This is a genomic window from Paraburkholderia sp. 31.1, assembly GCF_014397645.1.
Classification (GTDB): Bacteria; Pseudomonadota; Gammaproteobacteria; order Burkholderiales; family Burkholderiaceae; genus Paraburkholderia; species Paraburkholderia tuberum.
Genome location: NZ_VZQN01000004.1, coordinates 22,595 through 45,151 on the forward strand (window position 1 = coordinate 22,595; position 22,557 = coordinate 45,151).

15 protein-coding genes and 1 pseudogene are annotated in these 22,557 nt (G+C 64.9%); 2 read left to right on the forward strand and 14 right to left on the reverse strand.

What is annotated here, in order from left to right:
- Positions 1-36: 36 nt before the first annotated feature.
- Both F6X37_RS03445 and tssA read left to right on the forward strand, forming a co-directional pair.
- Positions 37-719: pseudogene (locus tag F6X37_RS03445) on the forward strand (IS630 family transposase); the annotation flags it as partial.
- Positions 720-1,010: 291 nt separating this feature from the next.
- A complete protein-coding gene (tssA, locus tag F6X37_RS03450; protein ID WP_187610329.1) occupies positions 1,011-2,054 on the forward strand; it encodes a type VI secretion system protein TssA in 1,044 nt (347 codons plus the stop codon).
- Between the two features lie 65 nt (positions 2,055-2,119).
- Here tssA and F6X37_RS03455 read toward each other — a convergent pair whose 3' ends face one another.
- From F6X37_RS03455 to tssF, 14 genes are all read right to left on the reverse strand, one after another.
- Entirely contained in the window at positions 2,120-2,467 is a 348-nt protein-coding gene (locus tag F6X37_RS03455) for a hypothetical protein (RefSeq protein ID WP_187610330.1), read from the reverse strand.
- Between the two features lie 2 nt (positions 2,468-2,469).
- Positions 2,470-2,778, reverse strand: a complete 309-nt coding sequence (locus F6X37_RS03460; RefSeq protein WP_187610331.1) for a hypothetical protein — start codon at positions 2,776-2,778, stop codon at positions 2,470-2,472.
- Between the two features lie 10 nt (positions 2,779-2,788).
- Entirely contained in the window at positions 2,789-3,508 is a 720-nt protein-coding gene (locus tag F6X37_RS03465) for a PP2C family protein-serine/threonine phosphatase (protein ID WP_187610332.1), read from the reverse strand.
- Positions 3,505-5,007 (reverse strand): type VI secretion system-associated protein TagF, encoded by a 1,503-nt coding sequence (gene tagF / locus F6X37_RS03470; protein ID WP_187610333.1) that lies wholly within the window; start codon positions 5,005-5,007, stop codon positions 3,505-3,507. The genes F6X37_RS03465 and tagF overlap by 4 nt, the downstream gene beginning before the upstream one ends.
- Positions 5,004-8,600: a type VI secretion system membrane subunit TssM gene (gene tssM, locus F6X37_RS03475; RefSeq protein ID WP_187610334.1), complete on the reverse strand. Its 3,597-nt coding sequence runs from the start codon at positions 8,598-8,600 to the stop codon at positions 5,004-5,006. Before tssM ends, tagF begins: the two co-directional genes overlap by 4 nt.
- Before the next feature lie 4 nt (positions 8,601-8,604).
- A complete protein-coding gene (gene icmH, locus F6X37_RS03480) occupies positions 8,605-10,029 on the reverse strand; it encodes a type IVB secretion system protein IcmH/DotU (RefSeq protein WP_187610335.1) in 1,425 nt (474 codons plus the stop codon).
- Positions 10,026-11,363, reverse strand: coding sequence for a type VI secretion system baseplate subunit TssK (gene tssK / locus F6X37_RS03485; protein ID WP_187610336.1), 1,338 nt, complete (start codon positions 11,361-11,363; stop codon positions 10,026-10,028). The genes icmH and tssK overlap by 4 nt, the downstream gene beginning before the upstream one ends.
- A 105-nt stretch (positions 11,364-11,468) precedes the next feature.
- The gene (gene tagH, locus F6X37_RS03490; protein ID WP_187610337.1) at positions 11,469-12,995 is read right to left on the reverse strand and encodes a type VI secretion system-associated FHA domain protein TagH; all 1,527 of its coding nucleotides are present in this window, start codon (positions 12,993-12,995) and stop codon (positions 11,469-11,471) included.
- Positions 12,992-13,546, reverse strand: coding sequence for a DUF6931 family protein (locus tag F6X37_RS03495; protein ID WP_187610338.1), 555 nt, complete (start codon positions 13,544-13,546; stop codon positions 12,992-12,994). Before F6X37_RS03495 ends, tagH begins: the two co-directional genes overlap by 4 nt.
- A complete protein-coding gene (tssI, locus tag F6X37_RS03500; RefSeq protein ID WP_262419790.1) occupies positions 13,543-15,429 on the reverse strand; it encodes a type VI secretion system tip protein TssI/VgrG in 1,887 nt (628 codons plus the stop codon). Before tssI ends, F6X37_RS03495 begins: the two co-directional genes overlap by 4 nt.
- A 297-nt stretch (positions 15,430-15,726) precedes the next feature.
- A complete protein-coding gene (locus F6X37_RS03505; protein ID WP_187610339.1) occupies positions 15,727-16,731 on the reverse strand; it encodes a TcdA/TcdB catalytic glycosyltransferase domain-containing protein in 1,005 nt (334 codons plus the stop codon).
- Between the two features lie 64 nt (positions 16,732-16,795).
- Complete coding sequence (tssH, locus tag F6X37_RS03510; RefSeq protein ID WP_187610340.1) at positions 16,796-19,600, reverse strand: type VI secretion system ATPase TssH; 2,805 nt, start codon at positions 19,598-19,600, stop codon at positions 16,796-16,798.
- An 84-nt stretch (positions 19,601-19,684) separates the two neighbouring features.
- Positions 19,685-20,701 (reverse strand): type VI secretion system baseplate subunit TssG, encoded by a 1,017-nt coding sequence (gene tssG, locus F6X37_RS03515; protein ID WP_187610341.1) that lies wholly within the window; start codon positions 20,699-20,701, stop codon positions 19,685-19,687.
- Positions 20,665-22,557, reverse strand: a complete 1,893-nt coding sequence (gene tssF / locus F6X37_RS03520; protein ID WP_187610342.1) for a type VI secretion system baseplate subunit TssF — start codon at positions 22,555-22,557, stop codon at positions 20,665-20,667. Before tssF ends, tssG begins: the two co-directional genes overlap by 37 nt.

A 22,557-nucleotide genomic window follows, 5' to 3' on the forward strand; every position in this document is an offset into this window, starting at 1 on the left:
GTTATATTTTCAGGACGGTCCTGGAGACAAGTTGGCATGGCGCAACGGCGAATGAGCGAAGCAGCAAAGAAGCGATTGAAGGCGGGTCGGCTGCTGCTGGCGGGCAAGGGCTGCGCCGAGGTGGCGTTGGCGGTGGGTGTGGCTCGGCAGACGGTGTACACATGGAAGCGGCTGCTCGATGAAGGCGGCATCGATGCGCTGCGAGAGGTGCGCGAGCGAGGGCGGCCGGCCCAACTCGATGAGCAACAGTTGGCGGCTGTTCGCGCCGCCCTGCTGCAAAGCCCCGTCGAGCATGGATTTGGCACTGAACTGTGGACTCTCAAGCGTGTGGGCGCGGTCATCGAACGCATGCACGGCGTTCGCTTTGGCCAGACGCAGGTTTGGCGCATCCTGGGCTCACTGGGCTTTAACCCGCAAAAGCCCGAGAAGCGGGCCATCGAACGCAACGAGGATGCCGTGCGCAACTGGAAGCGCCGCACCTGGCCGGCCCTTAAAAAAAAGCCCGACGAGAAGGGCGGCTGATTGTCTTCGTGGACGAGTCCGGCATCAGCGAGCGCCCGACCAGAGTCCGCACCTGGGCGCCCAAGGGACAGACGTCCATCATCCAGTTTCACTTCAACTGGAATCACGTCTCTGTCATCGCCGGGCTCACGCGCACCAACTGTTTGTTCCGGCTGCACGAGGGGAGCATCAAGAAGGAAGAGATCGTCCAATTCCTCGGCCTTCGATCATTGCCGCTTGCTGGATGCAGGCTACGCTGTGGTGACGTCATGAATTATGGAACTCTCAAATAAACGCGCGCCAGCGATTTTCGAACCCAGGTCCCACGTCTTGCAAGGGAGCAAGCGCCTGGCGCTCGGTAGCAAGGCGTTCGATCTGCGTACCAGGCTGACGATCAGTTGAGACGGAATAACTACGGGGCACTAGCTGTTGTCCGTTTGATGCCGCGCGCTCGTTGGACGCGCCCTGTCGTTGTAGTCTCAGCGCCCTTCCTTTTTCGCCAGCCAATCATGACGCCATTCGATCCAGATCACCTGCTCCGCCCCATCGATGACAGCACGCCGACAGGCGAGAACCTCGAATACGATCCAGAATTCATCGCGCTGGAGCGGCTCGCCACACCGACATCCGAGCGGGCGATGGGCGACAGCCTGAAGGCCGCCGTAGAACCGGACTGGGATAAGGTGGCAACCGCCGCCGAGGCTTTGTTCAACCGTACCAACGACCTGCGTGTGGCCATCCATCTGACCGCCGCCTCGACCCGCATTCATGGCATTGCAGGCTGGAGCGCCGGTCTGGGGCTGGTTCGCGGTCTGCTGGAACGTTACTGGGAAGCGGTGCACCCGCAATTGGACGCCGCCGACGACAACGACGCTACCGCGCGCACCAACGCGATCATGCCGCTCGGCGATCCCCGGAGCGTACTCGCCTATTTCCGCAGCGCGCCCTTCGTGAGCTCACCGCGACTCGGCCGCTTTTCGTTGCGCGATCTGCGTATCGCGACGGGCGCAATCACCCGGCCACCCTCTGCGGAGGGCATGCCTGCGCCCACGCTGATCGATCTCGAAGCGTGCTGCATGGATTGCCCCGAACACCAGTTGCCCGATGCGGCCGCAGCACTCGCGATAGCGCTAGAGCACGCGCGCGCCATTGATGCAATTGCGAGCGAAAAGCTGGGTACCGCTGGACCCGATCTGGGCCACCTGACCGACGATATCGAAGAGTTGAAGAAGTTCGTCGATGCACAGTTGGCGCGGCGCTTTCCAGAGCGCGGCGAAGCGCTCGCCGCCGGATTGGTGTCGACCGGCGAAGACGCGCCCACGAACCCCGCCCCTCGGCGCGATAGCGGACGAATCCAGGGACCCGATGACGTCGTCCGGTGCATCGACGAAATCTGCGACTACTACGAACGTCACGAACCGTCCAGTCCGCTGCCGATCCTGCTCAAGCGAGCCAGACGTCTGGTCGGCAAGCGCTTCGCGGAGGTCCTTCAAAACATCGCGCCCGGCGGCCTCGCAGAACTGCAGACGCTATCCGGGCCGGACGAAGAATAATCCCTGCAGATCGGCGCAACATTGAGCGGCTGTTGCGCTCGGACTGGCTGCTTCGAAAACGCGGCTCAATAGGCGAAGACAAACCAGCAAAACAGCATGACGCCCACCGCGGCCACGCCGAGCAGCACGGCGGCCCACGCGGCGAGCGGTCGCGCGTCGAGGTCCGTGCGCACTGCCCCCGCTTCAGCACTTGCCGCACTTCCGGCATCGTGACCTTCCGCCAATACGTCCGGCTGTTGCATGACGCCCGACAGCACGACCCGCCGCACGGTGTCGCCTGTACCCGCAGTGTCCCGCCCCAGCGATTCGAACAACATGCGTCGGCGGTACCGGTATTCGTTGCGCTGAATCCGCTGTAGTCGATGGGCTTCGTCGAGCGCGCGCAATGCGTCGTTGACCTGCTGCTCGTCCAAACTCATGCCTGCTGCCTCCTCGGTCGCAGCCGCTCGCACTGCACGACATCCTGCCCGTCCGGATCGCTGCGGACCGACAGCGCAGGCGGCACGATAGTCATGCCGTGGTTGCGGCGCACGGATGCCGATAACGCACCGGCCATCTGTGCGGACGATGAAGTGGTGGAACGCGCGCCAGTTCTCGCGGGTGCCGACCCGCTGCGAAGAACGTCGATCTGACGCTCACAATGTGTCCTGAAAGCGTCGGATAGCGCGGTCAGCTTCGGCGTGCGCCCGTGATAAGCGGAAGGAATGGGGTCCGGATGGTTCATGGCGGAAATTTCACGATGCTTCGAGCCGCACGATGACGGCGGAAATGTTGTCGCGCGCGCGACGCGCAAGGGCGAGCTCGAACAGGCGCTCGATCTGCCGGCGTGGACTGTGCTGCTCGCGACAGGCGGCGGTCAATTCGCCATCACTCAGCTCCTTGTTGACGCCATCCGAGCACAGCAGGAACTGCATGCCGGGCCGGCTGCCGGCCATGGCCCAGTCGACGTAGAGCGTCTCGTCGACGCCGACCGCCCGGGTCAGCACGCCAGTGCCCACGCCTGCCGGCGCGCGTCGTCCGAAATGCGTGATGTCGACCGGTTGACCATGCACGTGGTCGCGAGTGAGTTGCGTCAGTGCGCCGTTTTCCTGAACGTACACGCGGCTATCGCCGACCCAGCCGCACAGCACGAACTGCTGGTCATGCACCAGCAGCGCGACGGTCGAACCGATCACGTCGGTTTGTCGCGCGACGGCGGCCTCGCGCAGTTCGGTGTTCACCTGCTGCAGGCTGTCTTCGATCGCAGCAATGAAGTCGAAGACGCTGCCTTCGCGCGTCAGCGCACCAAGGCGTTCGATGATCAGCGTGCTCGCGTAGTCGCCGGCCGAATGGCCGCCCAGACCGTCGGCCACAGCCCACAGTCCGAGGTCCTCGCGAACCAGAATCGCATCTTCATTGCGGCGGCGCACCTTGCCTGTCTCGGTGTGGCCGGCGGAGCAACAATGCGTCGTCATGAGCCGGCTTCAATCACGGCCAGCGGCCATTGCGCGGGCTGCGTGCCGAGGCCCGCGCACATCGCGAGATGCAGGCGGGCGTCCTCGTTCGTGGTCAATGCCAGCGCCTCGAGCAGACACGCGTGCGGAAGCTGGATGAGCGCGCGGGTGACGAGCAACAGCAGGCGATCGTCATCCTCGAGCGTGATGCACGCTTCGTCGCAATCCGGCTCTTCGGAGGCGCCGATGCCGGGCATCGCGAGCCATGCATCGCCGAACAGCAGATCGTCAAATTCGCCGCCCGCGCCTGCCGCCCGCTCGACGAACAGTGGTTGCAACTGGCCGCGCCGCCAGTGCCAGGCTGCTGCGGCGCCGATCCGCAGCAGTCGCACCTGCGCTGCGTCAAAGCGCGCGACGAGGGCAGCGCCGTTTGCTGCCGCTGCGTAGCGCGCATCGTGCGCATCGTGCCGGGCCCCGCGCAGTTGCGCGTGCAGCGCCAGCAGGCCGGTCCGCAGACTGGGCAGATCCGCCGCACTGCGCTGCGCCGTCTCGCGGATGGCGCGCGCTGCACGTTGATGCGAGTGAGACGGGCCGTCATCGGCACTCAGCACCAGCGTGCGGCCGTCGTCGAGTAGCAGCAGCGCATCGCTGGCATCTGCAGCGTGACCGGCTGCCGATGAACCGACGGGCAACACTCGATCATCGTGACCATCCTCCGCGCGCAGACCGGATTGCCCGGCAGCGAACTCTTCATCGCCCGGCAACGCAACAGACTCCCACTGACGAGCGAATGCCGAGCCGAACTCGCGCAGCGCATCGCCCATGTCACCCACGTCGCCCACGTCGCCCGCCTTCGACACCACCGGCTCCAGTAGCGCTGCGTAGCTCAACGGCAAACCACGCGTCGCCAGCAGGCACGCAGCACGTTCGGTCCACCAGAGGCACCACGGCCCCGGCCGCTTGCCGAGTTGCGACCATGCCTCGGCCAGCACCATCCCAACGGCCGCGCCTTCGGGCATCGCCAGTCGCCATTGACCGCCGTCCCACGGCAGCGCGCGCCAGAACGCAGCCATGTCGGTCGCCGGTCGCACGTGCGTCAGCGGACCGGGCAACGCCGCCACGCGCACATCGAAGGTGTCGACGCTCACGACCTCGTGCTGCGCACTGCGATAGACGCGCTCGAGCGCGTCGAACCACGCGTGATTGCCGAGCACGGTCGCGACATCGCCGCCACAGGGCGCAGCCAGCACCATCGGAAAGGCGCGGCCGAGCCGATCGACGGCCGGTCCGATCAGACCGCACCACGCGACGTTGCCGCACACCGGTGCCGGCAGCACGAAGCGCCACGCCGCGCCCTGTCGCCATGCGGCGTCCCAGTGCGCTCCGAGTTCGCGGCGCCCGGTTTCGACCGCGCGCTGGAAGTCACGGTCCCAGCCTTCGACGAACACGGACGGCAGCCGTCGCTGAACAAAATCGCCCGCGCTGGGCAACTTCCCGAAGAAGCCGACTCCACCGTTCATCGCGGACACCTGAAACGACGGACTTCGTCGTTGAGGAACGGGTTCTTCAGACTCGCGGGCGCGATCGGCAGCTTCACTGCATGGCCGCCGAAGTCGAAGGTCGCGAGATAGCGCAGGTCGCTTTGCTTTTGCAGACGGGCCGCATCGAGCGCGTGGAAGAGTGCCCAGTCCCCATCGAATTTCAGCGGCGTGCCGACCGGCTGGCCGGACGTATCGAACGCACTGACGACCACGTGTCCGGGCTGCGGTCCAGGCCACGTCATCGATATGCTCGGGGGGCCGTTTGCCGCGTAGTCGTACTTCTGCCCGTCGATTTCGACGGTCAGCTTCGCGATTGCCGGATCGAGCTGCGGCGCGAGCAGCGTAAAGCCGACCTGCAGTTGCGCGCCGTTGCGGAAATAGATCTGGCGGATCGCGTCGGCACTCTGCGCTTCGCTCAGCACGGCGTCGGGGCCAGCCGGCGCGCCGGGCTTCCAGCGCCAGTTGCGGCCACTCGTGTCGACTGATTTCGCGAGCGTCGACTTGAAGAAACTGTCGAACCGTCCGCCATTGCCGAACAGCTCGGCGAAGTTCTGCACGGGGATGTCCGATGCACGGTTCGACGCAAACGGATAGCGGCCATCGACAAAGCTCGCGCAGTCGTTGCCCGCTGCCTCGCGAAACTGGCTGGCGAGCGCGGCGCTGCTTCCGCTTGCGACCAGATCCGCGCTCCTGCCGGTGAGGCCGGAAATCAGCGAAGCCACCTGCGGCGGCAACTGGTCGCTCTCCTGGCGCGCCGCGAGCACGGCCGGATTGTTCTGCGCGCCGGGTGCGCTCAGGTCAGTCATCGTCAACAGGTTCTTGCCGAGCTGGTCGAGCACGGTGGACATATGATCGAGCGGCGTCGAACCCGGCGTGCCGACGCTCATCTGGTTCAACTGCGCGAAATGCGCCTCGATGGCGGCGCCCGGCTGGCTGGCCGGCGCTTCGCCCGAACCCGGTTTGGTGCTTGCGGTGCCGTTGGTCGTGGTGCCGTCCGGCAACGTTGCGCCCGCATCGCGCAATTCGCCGGCAAGGCGCGTGTTCGCAGCGCGTCTCGCGACCAGGCTCTCGCCTACAGACGCCGCCTGCGCGCCCACCGCCGAAGCCGACAAAACCGATGAAGCCGAAGTTGCACCGTCAGCCGTGGCGCCGCGCAACATGTCGCTGGTGTTGTCACGCACGAGATGCAGCAGCGCTTTCAGCGGCGAACTCGGACCCGACAGTTTCGCGGCCAGCGCACTCGCGCCCTGAATGTCGGACACCGGCTGAAGTTGCAGGTCGGCGAGCAGCGCGTCCCACGCCTTGATGTAGTCCTGCTCATACAGCGCCAGCACCTGCTGTTCGTAGCGCGAGCGCGCGAGCGGATCGATGCGGCTGGCGTTGAAGACCCAGTAGTCCTTCACGAAGCCGTCCACCGACCGATCGATTCCGCCGTTCACCTCGGCGGCGAAAACCGGCCTCGTGAACAGCGCGGGGAACGGTTGCGAAAGCGGCGCGCCACTCTTGCAGCGAAACACGCTGCCAAGCAGTCCGAGCGACTGGTCGAGTCGCACCGGCGGCGCCCCCGAACGCCCGGCGTCGAGCTGGACGCTGCCATAGATCAGCGTCGCGAGATCGGCGGTCTTCAGCGTCGCGCGCGCCTGATCGATCAACGCGTTGTCGAGCGTCAGCGCGCGCGGCTTCGCCGGATCGTCGACCAGCGCGGAAAAGTGTTTGTCGAGCGCGTTCTGGATCGCCGGGTCCTGCGGGAACATGCGTTGCCATTCGATGCGCGCGAGCGCGGCCAGCTCGCCGGGATCGAGATGCTGCGGCTGGCCGAGCATCAGATAGCCCTTCAGGTAGTCGTAGAGTGCCTGCGGAGCGTTGGCACTGGCGTTGAGTCCTTCCCGAAAGCGCACGCCGACGCCGGGCAGCAAGGTGCCGTCGAGTTCGCGCAGATACGCGGCATGCACCTGCCCGAACAACGCGTGGCCCTGGAACAGGCCGAAGCGCATCAGCCAGGGCACGTGGCCCTGATACTGGCCCGCGACGCCCTGCGCGCCCGAGATGACTTCGAGGCGCGCGAGCGCACGCGCGAAATACGTCTTGAGATCCGGTGCGCCGACGAGGCTGCTGGCTGGCGGCAGGTCTTCCAGGGTGTCCTGCACCTGCGCGACGTAGAGACGGTTGCGCGTGTAACTGGTGGCGAAGCCGGTGATCAGCAGCGCCGTGACGAGCGCGATGCCGATATACATCCCGACCTGTATCAGGAGCTTCTGCCGTTCCAGCCGCGGATTGGTGCCGGCGAGGCCCGACTCGCGGAACAGCACTTCCTTCAGCAGCCGTTCGACGAAAAAGGTCCGGCGTTGCGTGCCGCCGCCCTGCACGCGCGCCGCGTCGACGCCGAAGGTGCGCGCGACGGCGCTCAGCATGCGGTCGATCGGCGCGCCCTGCTGGGTGCCGGAGGTCAGATAGGCGCCGCGCAACAGCGGCGCTGCGCCGTACTGATGACGCCTGAACGCGCCTTCGACGAACTGCCGCGCAATTTCGCGAAACGCGCCGAGCTGCTGCGGAAAGCTGAGCACAGCGGCGCGTCGGCTGCGATCGCGCTCCCCATGCAGACGCTCGATCACGCGCGTATTCAGACGCTCCAGCAACAGGTCGAACTCGCCCGCGAAGCGCGCGCAGGCGCTACCGTCGATACTCGCGTCGACGGGAAACGTCATGCCCCAGACCTGATTGCGCAGATCGGGCCCGAGATCGTCGAAGAACTCGGTGAAGCCCGCCACGAGATCGCACTTGGTGAACACGAGATACACGGGCACCGCCACCTTCAGGTGCTGCGCGAGTTCATCGAGGCGCCGGCGCACGGTGCGGATGTGCTGTTGACGCGTGTCTTCGTCGAACGTCAGCAGATCGGACACGCTCATGGTCACGATCACGCCGTTCAGCGGACGGCGCCGCCGATAGCGGCGCAGCAGCGACAGAAACGCCTGCCACGCGGACGCGTCGGCGGCCGCATCGGAGTCCTGCGTCGTGTAGCGGCCCGCGGTGTCGAGAAACACCGCTTCGTCGGTGAACCACCAGTCGCAGTTGCGCGTGCCGCCGATGCCGCGCAGCGCCTCCTTGCCGAAGCGCTCCGAGAGCGGAAACTCGAGCCCGGAATTCTGCACCAGGGTGCTCTTGCCCGAGCCCGGCGGACCGATCACCACATACCACGGCAGCGCGTAGAGATTGCTGCCATTGCTGCGGGTCTTGCGCAACATATCGATTGCTTCGCGAAAGCGACGCTGCAACTGCTCGCGTTCGACGCTGCCGGGATCGTCGAGCGGAAGCTGCGCGTCCTGTCCGGCCAGCTCGCCGGACAGTTGCGACGTCTTGCGCCGCGCGCGCCATTGCATGACCTGTTCGACCAGCAGCCAGCCGAGCACAATCGCGAAGATCAGCGCCAGCCGGGCCGCGGCGCTCGCGAGCGGTTGCCGTTCTCCGATCCCGAGATAGGGGGCGCCCAGCCAGATCAGCGCAGCGATCAATAGCAATCCGATCGCGACGGTGAACCACCGGGACGTCACCCAGGTTTTCAGCGTGTTCATGGGTTCAGTGCTCCGGGATATACAGGATTTCCACGCGACGGTTGCGCGTGCGGTTCGCCGGCAGATCGGCCGGCGTCGCGATCGGCTGCGACGAGCCAGCGCCGCTCGCTTCGAGACGATGCGGATCGTCGAGCCCCTGCGCGAGAATCTGCTGCGTGTTCTGCGCGCGCGCCGTCGACAGCGCGAAGTTGTCCTTGAAGGTCAGCGAACGCACGGGCTGGTCGTCGGTGTGGCCGACGACGATCACCCTGCCCTTCACCTGATTCAGCGCCGACGTGATCCGGTGCAGGAGCGACACCACGTCGGGCGCGATGTCGGCGCCGCCCGACGGGAACAGTTCGGCGGCGGCGAGACGCACCGTGTCGCGGCCATCGGGTTGTTCGTCGACGCTCAACTGACCGGCCTGTTCCTGTGGCGCGAGCAGTTGCTTGAGCGTCACGCGCGCGGCCGTGGGCGCGGGCGTCGCGACGGTTTGCGGCGGCGGCGTGTTCTCGAGACCGATCGCGGCAAGCTGTGCGCCGACTGGCGCAGCGAGCGCGTTGAGCTTCGTGAAAAACACCAGGAATGCACCCAGCAGCACGACGGCCGCAGCCGACGCGGCGACCCACATCGGCACATGCCGCATCACCGGATTCGGCACATGCCGCATCACCGGATTGCGGCGGTCTTCGACGCCGCGCCAATGCGGCGCCAGTTCCGCGGCGGGCGCTTCGCGCAGCCCGCGAATGCGCCGATAGAGATCGTCCTGAATGTCGGCCAGGCGCGCGAGGCCGCCTGGTTCCACGAGATAGCGTCCGCCGAAGCCCAGCGCGAGACAGATGTACATCAGCTCGATCAGATCGAGATGGCGCGAGAAGTCGACGCTCAGGCGATCGAGAATCTGAAAGAACTTCGCGCCACCGTAGGCCTCGCCGTGGAATGTCACGAGCAGCGTCTTTTGCGCCCAGCCGCTCAGGTCGCCCCACGGCGCGTTGTTCACCGACTCGTCGAGCATCGTGCATAGCACGTAGCGCGCTGCCACGATGGTTTGCGTGTCGATGCCCGCGCCCTGTGCGTAGCGCTCGAAGCTGCGCACCTGTGCGACCGCCTGTTCGCGCAGACGGCCGACGTCGGTGGGCGGCGCAACGCTGTGCCGCAATTGCACCGTCAGCAGCAGCAGCGGATTGGCCGCACGGACGAGCGGATTGGCGACACCGCTCAGGAAGTCGCCCAGCTCGGCGCGCAGCGGCGGCGGGCCAGGCGGCTGCGACGGCCGGTTTGCCGGCATCACGCGCGAAGTGGGCGATGCTGGCCGCACGATGCGCGTGAGCTCGCCGGCGTCGGTGTTGGGATCGGCGTTGGGATCGCCGTTGACGGCGCGCTGCGGGCGCACCATCGTCGCATCGCCGCGCCGGGTTGCGTCGGCGGAACGGTCGTTGGTGGTATTCATGCGCGTACCGCCCACAGTTGCAGGTCGAGACCGGCGAAGCCGCTACCGAAGTGCATCGCGATGCCGCCGGACGTCTTCAACATGCGCCACATCGGCGAGTTTCTGTCGCACTCGAAATAGAGGAAGCCCGACATGTAGGGCAACTGGCGCGGCGCGACCGCCATCGGCGATACGCCGATGCCCGGCAGTTGCAGGTTCACCAGATCGCGGATCTTTTCGACAGGACCGATCTTCGATTGAGTCGGCAGTTGCCGGCGCATGTCTTCGGACTTCAGGTCGGCCTTCGCGGCGAGCACGAAGCTTGCCGTATCGAGCAGCGTGAGATCGGCCACCATGCCGACCCACACGCCATACTTGCGCTGCTGCAGCGGAATCGCGACAGCACTCTGTTCGAGCACCGCGCTCAACGCGATGCGCAGCGCCGCGATCACCGGCTCGAAGCTTTCGCGCAGCAGTTCGTGCCGATACGGCGGAAAAGCCTGCGCGCGCTTGCCCGGCGTCGTGAATGTAGCCAGCTCGCCGGCCAGTTCGAGCAGCAGCCGGTAAAGCGCTTCGGGGTGCAGCAGCGGCGCCTCGGCAAGATGCGCGACGAGCGGCTGATAGCGGTTGATCACCTGCAGCAGCAGAAAGTCCGCGATTTCCGCGGCACCGCCGCGATCGGTCTCGCTCACACGTCCTGCGAGCGCCTCGCCGCGCTGATGCAGCAGGCCGAGCAGCTCGGACAGGAACGTGACGAGCCGCCCGGCCGCTTCGGTGCTCTGCGCGGTCGGCATGAAGCCATCGTCGAGGATCACCCGCCGATCGGCGCGGCATTCGACGACCCGTGCCAACGGAATCCGCATCAGGCCTTCCATCGGCTGCAATTCGGGTAAAAGACGTGTGCTCATGCCCGCGACTTCGAGCGCGGTGACGCCTTCCATGCTGCCCGACGCATCGCGCACTTCGGCTTCGCGCACGCGATAGCGGAACAGTTGATCGCTGCCGGCGCCGGGCCATGCGCTGTCCGGCTGCGTGGGCGAACGCAGCGGCAAGGTTAGATGAACGATCTGGTCGCGCCAGTTCGCATCGATATCGAGCGGCGGCGGCAGTGGATCATCGCCGGGCATTGCGAACGGCGTGCCGTCGGGAAACACGCCGCGTGCGCGCTTGATGCCGAGCTTGCCGATTGCGAGCAGATCGCTTTCCAGTTCGAGTTCGTGAAAGCCCCATGCGTGCGGACGCAGATTGCCCGCGCGCAGCTCCACGTAACGCTCGAAATAGCGTTCCTGCTGCTGCATGTGCTGCGGCCTGAGGAACAGGCCTTCGCTCCATACCACCTTGTTGCTCTGGGTCATGTCGGTGAACCGGATAGGGGTTGTCACACGTCGCGCGACAAGTGCGGGTCGCGACGGCATCGGGCCTCGCCGCACCGCGTTACGCCGGCGGGTCGCGTTGGCTGGTTACGTTGGCTCGTTGCGCCGCCTTTTCAGGCGTCCGAGCTGTTCTTCGTAGGCGCGCGCGAATTCATCGCCGAAAAGCCGCCTGAAGCATTCATCGGGATTGCTCGTGACTTCTTCGAACTGTTCCTTGTAGCGCTCCCAGTGACGCGGCCGGCCACCGAGCGGCAAACGGCGCACGCTGCCTTCGGCTTCCCGTTCGATCCTCGCCGGATCGAAATGCGCGAGCAGCGACTGGAACGCGGAACGCACGCCAGCAAGCATCGCCATCTGGTGATTGCGGATGTCGTCGGCGGCATCGTTCAGCGCGGCGTTGCCGCGGAGGAAGCCGCCATCGGGCGGCGCGAGCAGCCTCGTGACGGCTTCCTGCGCGGTCGGCGCGAACTTCAACGGGTTGTTTTCAGAACGCTGGATCAACGTCGCGGGCAGCCGGAAGCTGTTCTTCAGTTCGGCGCGCGCGCGTAGCACGTCCATCATCGCGTCGACGGCAATGTGGAACATTTCCATCAATTCGGCAGCGTCTTCGCCGGCGGGCGACGGGGCGGCAGAGGCGAGCGGAGCCGTCGGAACCGCAGGCACTGCCGGCGATGCAACTGCCGCAGCGATCACGACGGGTGTTGTGTCCGGCGACGCGTGCGAATGCATCGGCGTTTCCGACTGCGTTTGATTTTGCGGCGGCACCTGCGTCGGCGACGGTGCGGGCACAAGCGCCGGGATCCCGCCAGTCGTCATGGACACATCTTCAGAAGGTTCGAACCGCCCCTGCCCGGAACGCGCGGCGACCAGGCTCGCGCTCGCGTCCCAGTCTTCCGGGAGCACGGGCCCGCCAAGCCGTGCTGCCTCGGCCTGCGGCGGCCGGAAGCGGTCGGCCGCCGCAGGCGTGTGGTTCCAACCGGGCGCGGACGATACGCGAGGCAGCGGTTCGTCGGCGTAGGACGATGGCACATCGAACAACGCGAGTGGATCGAGACTCGCACCCGGCGCCGATCCATCGGCGACGCCCGGAATCAGGCCTTCGGCCTCGCCCGCATGCTCCTGCGCCGGGGTGGCGCGCCGTGGCGCGAGCAGCAGGCTCAGGTCCAGCGGACCCCTGTTTTGCGCAGGCGCAGGCGCCGGTGCGCAGGCAGGGGCCGGCGCGGCAGCAACGAAAGACGCGGTGCGCCCCGGATCGACCGAGCCGGCCCGCGGGTCCGGTTCGGTCGATCCGTTGCCGCTCAAGCGCACGCTGACATCGAACGTGTCGATCTGCAAGCGGTCGCCTTGCTTCAGCGCGGCCGGATCGCCTTTTCGCAGTGGCGCGCCGTTCAGCGACATGCCGTTCGTGCTGCGGTCCTCGATGAAATACATGCCGTTCAGGTAGCGCACCAGCGCGTGCAGACGCGACACGCCTTCCGTGCCCAGCACCCAGTCGCACTCGTCGGAACGGCCGATGCTGCCATCGCGGCAGTCGAACACCTGCTCGCGGCTTGCGTCGAAGCCGCCAGTCCCCTCGCCTTCTATCGAGAGAATCAGCCTCTGCGCGGCGCTCATTGCATACCTCCATCGCTACCTTCAGGAACACTCAGCAGGCCCAGCGCATCGCGCACGAACGCGGCACGGCGTGCATCGAACCGCGCGGGAACCAGCGCGGCCATGTAGCTCACCGCGGCCGTCGCCGCGATCGCCGTCAGATGCTCCGGCGGCGGCGTCGGCCGCTCGTGCTCCGGATTCAGGTTGCCGCCCGACCAACCTGCGGCGGCAGCCGTCCATGCGCCGATCGTCCGGTAGCGATGCGTCTTCGCGAACGCGAGCGCCGCGGCGCGTTGCGCTTCCATGGGATCGCGCACCCACGCTTCCGCGAGTTCGAGACCTGCGCGGTCGTGGTCGTCGAGCGTCTGACGGCGGCAGCACTGGCACGCCCACGCCACCGCATAACGGCGCGGCAGCAGACGACCAAGCAGGCTCAACGCATCGGCTGAATGTCCGGCGTCGAGCAATGTCTGCACCGCCGAACGCGCCGCCATCGACGGCCGCAGGCACGCTTGCGCGCGCGTGGAAAGCCGCATCTGGCGCGCTGCTTCGACAATCGACGGCGTGCTCATAAGATCATCGGAGCCGCGCCGCCCAGCACCGCCGTCGCGGTCCCGATCAACTGCAGGTTGGTGGACTGCACGAGGCAATCGGCCTCGGACAGGATTTCCATCGCCGCGATCGAACTCATGTTCAGATTCGCTTTCGAGTTGATCTCCATCGCAAGACCCGATGCCATCGTCACGTTCATCTCTCCGTTAAGCGAGATGCTGGTGCCTTGAATCGCGATCTCGCCGGTGCTATTCATCGTGATGCTGGCAAGTCCGGTGACCAGCCTGATCCGGTTGCCCGCCGTCAGCGTGTAGTTGCGCGCGACCTGTACATCGTGGTCGTGCTCCGACTCTTCGCGCAGATCCTTTTGCGCGTGAATCAGCACCTGCTCGCGGCCCATCCGGTCTTCGAAGCGGATCTCGTTGTAGTCGTCACTACCGCCACCTTCGTGGCTGCGGCTTTTCACACCGCTTTGGGTCTTGTTGTCCGGCAGGTTGTACGGCGGCATGTTGTCGGCGTTGTAGACACTGCCGATGATCAGCGGCCGGTCCGGATTGCCGTCGAGAAAGCTGACCACCACTTCCTGTCCGACGCGCGGGATGAACTGCGCGCCCCAGCGCTTGCCGGCCCACATCTGCGCGACGCGCACCGGGCACGAGTTCCGCGCGTTCGGCTTGCCCTGACGATTCCAGAAGAACGTGACCTGCACGCGGCCGTATTTGTCGACGGCGATGTCTTCGGGCGTATCGCCGTACACCACCGCCGTCTGCAGGCCAGCGATCACCGGACGCGGCGTCGTCGGCATCGTGCGAAACAGCTGGCGGCTGCGGATCGCCTTGAAGCCGCACCTGAACGGCGCCTCGCCATCGTCTCCACCGCCGCCCGCCGAGTAGTCCGGCTCGACGAGGCGCGTCACCGCGTCGATCACGAGGTATTCGTGATTCGCGTCGGCAAGCGGAAAGTCCTTGAGCCTGAACAGCGCACCCGTGGCAAGACCACAGGCGTCGGTGTGGCCGGCGCTCATCGCGAGCGGCACATTCAACGCATCCGCGCGCACCTGCGCGTAGCGCTGGCCGTCGGACAGACGCTCGTCGTAGCCAACGTAGTCGTACGCATAGTCGTAGATGTCGAGGCCGCTCACGTTGTGCGCGGCCTCCATGTCGGTCAGCTCTTCGGTGGCAAGCAGCGATGCTTTCGGCTTCAGATAGTCGTAGTCGTCGAGCTGCACCTTCGTCGCGTTGACCGCGCGAGAGGTCTCCCAGTCGCTGATCGACGCCTTCATGCGCTTGCCCCGCCCGATCGGCGGCGCATAGGGAATCTGCTCGAAGCCAGCCACGCTCGAGTGCGCGCCGAGCGCATCGGCGAGCACCATCGTGTGCGTGCTCTGCGTATGCGTGAAGAAGTAGTAGATGCCTTCCTGCTCCATCAGCCGGCTGACGAAGTCGAAGTCGCTTTCGCGGTACTGCACGCAATAGTCGCGCGGCGGATAGCTACCGCTGAGGCTCACCTTCAGATCGCTATAGCCGATGTCGCCAAGTACCGACTGGACGATCTGCGGCACACTCATGCTTCGATAGATGCGGCAGTCGCGTCTGCGCGTCGCTAACCACGGTTTCGGCACGAGCGTGAACGTGTAGACCGCATAGCGCACGTTGTCGATGTTGACGAAGCCGCCTTGCTCGCCTTCGCGGACAATCGCGTTGAAGTAACGCGTATAGCCTTGCGGCGTGACAAGCTTCACCGTCATCGGCGTGCCCAGCAGCGAACGCAGATCGACTTCCGCGTTCTTGCTGATCGCTTCGAGCCGATATGAAAACAGCCGACCGAGCGACTCGGTCGCGGTCATGTTTGCGAACAGGAGACTGCTGCCGAGACTGGAAGTGAGTGTGATTGCGTGGGCCATGACGTGATCTGCGAACCTTCTTTACGTTGCGGGTAAGTCGTACTGGACGGAAAGCCGCAGCGCGGTGATCGAACCGGTATCGGCGCCGCTGTTGCGAACCGGACGCCTCCAGGTTGACGGTTTTTGCCTGCTGGCATCGCTCCATCTCCCGGCGCGATTAGTACGCCCTTTGGCAAACAGAACACCCGGCCCACGCGATCTATTCCTTCGCCATGGCGCAAATGAATTTGATATAGGTCGTCCTGCGTGTTATGGATCAACCCGATATTGACGTGATCCCGGATTCGCTCGAAGAACTCATACGCCAAGCCAATCGTGAAAGTAACTGTCCTTGACCTTGTGCATGGGGAAGTACCAGTTATCTCGCATGAATAGATTGTTCTGCAGTTTCTGATCCGAGGTCTGAGAGCGGACTTGCTCCTCGAACATTTTGTCCCGGACCTTTTTGAAGCCTGAACTCTCCGCTGCTGCCTTTGGTCCCGTCATTCTGATCGTGCTCGTCCGGACGTCATTCATATATTCTGTTCGCAGAGCATCGCTGTTCCTGATCGATCTGAAGTTGCTGTGTATGAGCGATTTGTAGGACTTCAAGCCACCGCTGCCAGCGTGACTCGCAATGATTGAGTTGCTGATCGATGGCGTCTGGTCGTCTCTGACGTGCTGTTCCCACCAGTTTGGATTCACCCAGTCGCTCTCGCTTATTCCGTGATACCAGGCGGAATGCACGGCGGAGAATCGCGGGTAAGACTGGTGGCAGATGATTTCCCCCAAGGGACCGACGCAGCTGACGTCGGTATCGACATAGAGACCGCCATGCTGAAGAAGAATCTCGATTCGCAGAATATCGCTGGCCGAACCGAAGTTGGCTCCGCGATTGACCAATTCGCGTCGGTAAATCGTCGAGTTCTTACCCATCTTCAAATCATGCTGCACCTCGCGCAGCTTGAGCCTGTTCTGCTCGCAGAAGTTTATGATCGAGTTGACCTGGCGGCCCCGCATTCCACGCAAATCCTCGCCGCGCATGTTCAGATACTGATTCAGATATCTCATCGTTGCCGAATCGCCCCCGTCCTCACCCAAACGTTGAGCCACCTCATCCCATTGGTTCGGCGTAGTGCTGGCATTGTGTTGTACGCTGATCTGGCGGCGACGTTCGCCTGTCAGTAACTGATTGGCGTCAATCCAGAGATTCACCTCCCAATCGGGGTTCAACCTTGGAAACGTTATGATGCAATCGCGGTTTCGTTGCGGGATATCGCCGCCAATCCAGATAATATGAATTATCTTTGGAATAGCTTTCACGTTTTGAACTCCTCGTAAAGGTCAATTTCTTTCGACCGCCTCAGCGTGCGGCGCCCCGGTCACACTAATCAGGAATGCCGGGAATCGCGGCGATGAGCGGCGCACACTCGTCGAAGCGATACGCAAAATCGCCGTCCTCGACGCTCACGCCAACCCGCTCGATCGCGACGCCGTCGATCATGCGTGCGAGAAACTCGCGGCTGATCGCAGGCAACATCGTGTTGGTCAGAATCGCATCGATCATCCGGCCACCCGATTCGCTCTCCGTGCAGCGACTCACGACCAGTTGCGCCACGGCGTCGTCATAGTCGAGCGGCACGCGATAGCGATCCTCGATACGCCGCTTGATGCGATCCAGTTGCAGTCTCACGATCTTCGCGAGCATCGCGCCACTGAGCGGGAAGTAAGGGATCGGCACGAGCCGGCCTAGCAGCGCGGGGGGAAACACCTCGAGCAACGGTTCGCGCAGCGCTTTGGCGAGGCCCTGCGCGTCCGGCATCAGCTCCGGGTCCTGGCACAGGCCGGCGATCAGATCCGTGCCGACGTTCGTGGTCAGCAGGATCAAGGTGTTCCTGAAATTGATCGAGCGGCCTTCACCGTCATCCATCACGCCCTTGTCGAACACCTGAAAGAAGATTTCGTGGACATCGGGATGCGCTTTCTCCACTTCGTCGAGCAGCACCACCGAATACGGCTTACGCCGCACGGCCTCGGTCAGCACTCCGCCTTCGCCATAACCGACATAGCCTGGCGGCGCGCCCTTCAGCGTCGAAACCGTGTGCGCTTCCTGAAACTCGCTCATGTTGATCGTGATCAGGTTGTGCTCGCCACCGTACAGCGCCTCGGCGAGCGCCAGCGCGGTCTCGGTCTTGCCGACGCCCGACGTGCCGGCGAGCATGAACACGCCGATCGGACGGTTGGGGTTGTCGAGACCGGCGCGCGATGTCTGGATGCGCCTGGCGATCATCTCCATCGCGTGGTCCTGACCGACGACGCGCTCGCACATCAGGTCGGCGAGATTCATCACGGTCCGCAGTTCGCTACGGACCATGCGCCCGACCGGAATGCCGGTCCAGTCAGCGACGACCGACGCGACCGCCTGGTAGTCGACATTCGCCAGGATCAGCGGGTTTTCGCCCTGCCGCTCGGCGAGCTGCGCCTGCAGTCGTTTCAACTCGGCAAGCACCTCTGCCCTCGTGTCATCGTCGAGCGCCGGCGGCGCGAACGAGTTGGTCGATGCGTCGGACTTCGCGTCGCCGTGCGCGGTCGGTTCCCGCGCACTGCCGGCGAGCTCGCCCGGCGCGGCCTCGCCTCCTAGACGCGCGCGCAACGCCAGAATCTGCTGGACCAGCGATTTCTCGTTGTCCCACGCGGCTTCGAACTGCTGCAAACGCAGCCGTTCCGCTTCGAGCGTCGCTGCAGCCAGCGACTCGCGAGCCTCCACCTCCATGCCGACGCTTTTCTCGCGCGCGATGATCGTCTGCTCGGTCTCCAGCGCCTCGATCCGCTTGAGTGTGTCGTCGATTTTCGCCGGCACCGCGTGCTGGCTGATCGCGACACGCGCGCACGCGGTATCGAGCAGGCTCACGGCCTTGTCCGGCAACTGACGCGCGGGAATATAGCGATGCGACAACTTGACGGCTGCTTCGAGCGCTTCGTCGAGAATCTGCACACGATGATGCTGCTCCATCACGCTCGCGGTACCGCGCATCATCAGGATGGTCTTCTCTTCGCTCGGTTCGTCCACCTGCACGGGCTGGAAACGTCGCGTCAGCGCCGGATCCTTCTCGATGTGCTTGCGGTATTCGGCCCAGGTGGTCGCACCGATCGTGCGCAGATTGCCGCGCGCGAGCGCGGGCTTGAGCAGGTTCGCCGCGTCGCCGGTGCCCGCCGTACCGCCCGCGCCCACCAGCGTATGCGCTTCGTCGATGAACAGGACGATCGGCTTGCGCGAAGACTGCACTTCGTCGATCACCTGACGCAGGCGGTTTTCGAACTCGCCCTTCATGCTCGCGCCGGCCTGCAACAGGCCGATATCGAGTGCACGTACCTGCACGTTGCGCAATTGCGGCGGCACGTCGGCACGCGCAATGCGCAGTGCGAACCCCTCCACCACAGCCGTCTTGCCGACACCCGCTTCGCCGACCAGCATGGGGTTGTTCTGGCGCCGGCGCATCAGTACGTCGACCAATTGGCGAATCTCGGCGTCGCGGCCCACCACCGGGTCGATCTTGCCGTCGCGCGCCTGCGCGGTCAGATCGACCGTGAACTGCTGCAACGCCTGTTGCCTGCCCATCTGCGCGGGCGCCATCGCACCGCTGCTCTCGCCCGGCGCAACCGCACCGGACGCAACCGCGCCGGCACGAAACCCGTCGGTGGCAAGCTGGCCGTCTTCCGGCGAGCCTTCGACGATGCCGGCGAAGTCGTCGGCCAACGTCTCGGCGCGTAGCTTGTCGAATTCCCCCGAGACATCGAGCAATGCGTGGCGCAAGTGTCGCGTACGCAACAGGCCGACGATCAGATAGCCGGTGCGCACCTGGGCTTCGCCGAACAGCAGCGTAGCGAATACCCAGCCGCGCTCGACCGCTTCTTCCACCTCGGCCGACAGATCGGAGATGCTCGTACTGCCGCGCGGCAAACGTTCGAGTGCGACCGTGACGTCGCGTGCAAGGTGCGACGGATCCAGGCCGAAATGCCTGACGATGCGATGCAGATCCGAATCCTGCAGTTGCAGGATCTGATGAATCCAGTGCGCCAGTTCGACGTACGGGTTGCCGCGTAGCCTGCAGAACACGGTAGCGCTTTCGATACCCCGATAGGCCAGCGCGTTGAGCTTGCCGAACAAGGCGCCACGACTTATTTCAGCCATGATTCCAATCCTGTATGACCAGAGGCGGCCGCGAAGCAGTCGCCAGTTCAGTTGAAAGATGCCCGGACATGCGTACGCCGGACTTCACTCGGCCGGGCTCAACACGACCTGGTCGGCATCGTTGTGCTGCGGATAGCGGCCCATCCACGTGTTGAAGCCCATGCGGGCCGCCTGACCCAGATGCGTCAGCGGCACTTCTTCTTTCTTCAGCACGAGCTGCACGTCCCAGCCCTTCTCTTCGCCCACATACAACTTGACCGCCGCCACCAGTTGCAGGAGCGTGTCGCCGCCCGGCAAAAAACGGTTGAACTCGTTGCGGGTCAGCGGCCCGACGCGCAGCCGGAAGCGCTGCTGCGCGCCGCGCACATGCGTGCCGAGCAATGCGTCGCGGCCCATCGAGGCCATGCTCTTGCCGATATGCAAACGCGCGTCCCGAGGCAATTGCATCCACCCAGGGACGAACTCAAGCACGCGCACCGGCACACCGAAGAAGTGCTCGAGAAAACGCCTGAGTCCTTCGGCATTGCGCGCTTGCGGCACCAGACGCCCGGCGAAAAAGCGCTTGTACTGATCGGGCAGCGCGTCGCGTGCGTCGAGGTGCGGCGTGGCGATGCCGATCAGCGCGCCGACATAGGTGCGAAACCGATCCTGTTCCGGACGGTCCAGCTGCACGGTGGGCTGCGCATCGGCCCACGCGCGATAGAAGAGGCTCAGCATCCGGTGATGAAACACGTCGGCAAACGCGACGAACGTCGGGTCTTTCGCGTTCCGCTCCCGATCGACGGCGTATTCGGTGAGGTGCAACGGCAGCGGCCCGTTCGGTCCGAACAAACCGAGAAACAGCCCAACCAGCCGTGCCGGCCGGCCGGCCTTTCCCGCCTCGAAACGCGCGATGCTGCGCGACGGAAATTCCAGTGCCGCGGCATGGGCGAGACGCACAGGATCTTCGGCCGGCCTGGTCGAATGACCGAACCGCGGCCGTTGCGGATACGCGCATTCGAGACGGCGCATTGCCTCGAAGAACTCGAAATCTTCCGGGCTCGCGCGCAACGCGGCTTCGAGCACTACAGGATCGGGCGCTTGCCGGGATTCGCGGGCCATCGGGCCACCTCGTTTCGTTCGAGCGTGCGCAACACCGTCTCGGCGAACGAATTCAGCGAGACATAGCGCGCAAAGAAATGCTGCAATACCGACGCGAGCAGAAATGCGCCGCTGCCTTCAAAAGCGGCATCGTCGCAGCTCAGCGTGATCTCGAGCCCGCGGCCATACGTGATCGGCCCGGGCACCGGCACGCGACGCGTGATGGGCTTCGCCGCGACATGCTTGATGCCTTCGATCTGCCGTCGCGTCGCGGCGTCGAACTCGTCGTGATACAGGCCGAGCATTTCGCGCAGCGCCGCCGCGCCCGTTTCGCCTTCCTCGTCGAGCAGTGACAGATAGTTCAACTGCAGGTGGCTGATGAGCCGCCACGCGGATTCGCCGGTCGCGGTCGGCGCGCGTGGCCGGGTCGGTCCGGCCACACAGCGGATCGACGCCACGGGCGCGTCGGTATCGAGCGTGAAATCGGTGTACGACTTGCCCACCGGCATATGCAGCGGCAAATCGCGATTCGTGCACAGCAGCCGCAGTCCTAACTGGCGCAGCGTGGTCGCATAGGGCGCGTCGTTGGCATCCACGAGCGCGATAAACGTTTCGCTGCCGACGTAGCTCGAGCGTGCGCCGCGTTGCTTCTGGCGGCTCGAGATCAGCCGCGGCTCGCGGCGCAGCGTGTAGAAGGCCGCCTGCCCGCCGTGCCATGTGCGAGCGGTGCTGTCATAGAACGGCAGGAAGCTTTGCTCCGGCTCCTGGCGATCGCCGTAGCCCTGCACTTCCAGCACGCTATGCACTTCGAAATCCATCGGCCGGGTGTGGTCGCCGAGCACGTGATACTCGGTGTCGCCCTGCTGCAGATGAATACGGTCCGCGCGGCGCTCGAACAGATTGATTGCCGGCGTGCAGAACAGGCGGAAGTTGCCTGCATCGATCGCGTTGTGCAGGCGCGTCACGCTGCGCTCGAGCCACACCACGATCTCGAACTCGTTGCCCCGCGAACGGGCGAGCAGCGGACGCAGCTCCGTGAACTCGGCAAACAGGAAACGCTCCGGACACGCGAAATACTCCTGCAACAGCCGGTAACCGCTGAACGAACGGCCACCGTAGGGCAGTATCGCGTCATCTTCGTCGAAGCCTTTGGCGCGCAGCGCCGACGCGTCATGCTGTGTCTCGATGGTTTGCCCATCCGGCGCGGTTGCGCGCACCGTATAGCCGATGCGGTTGGCCATCAGCTGCTCGTAGAGCCATCGCGGCAGATCGTCGGCGCCGGCGAGATAAACCGGCAGGCTGTCGAGCGCGAGCGTGTTCGCCGGCACGCCGCAAAGCGTTGCGAACTTCAGGCGCAAACCCGCGCGGACCTGCCCGGCTTTCGACGGCGGCGGCACGAGGTCAGCGGCGGCAAGCGCCGCGGGAGTGTCCAGGTATCTCGCCTCGGTGATCGCGAGCGGCCACAGCGTCACGTCGTGCGCGGTGCGGTATTCGCACGCCGTGCGCTCGCCGAAGCCGGTGAGACTGCGCAACACCGTGTGCCGCGCGACCGGGTGTCCGGTGGCAGGAAGGTCTTCGGCTTGATCCGGATACAACTGCACGACCGCCATCGACGGAATCGGCGTCAGGTAATGCGGGTAGATCATCTCCAGAAGATGCTGCGTGAACACCGGATACTGCGCATCAAGCTTCATTTGCACGCGCGCCGCCAGAAACGCGAAGCCTTCGAGCAACCGTTCGACGTACGGGTCGGCGCAATCGAGACCTTCCATCCCGAGACGGCCGGCAATCTTCGGATACTCGCTCGCAAACTCCGCTCCCATCTCGCGGACGTGTTGCAGCTCACGGTTGTAGTAGCGCAAGTGTCGTGGGTCCAT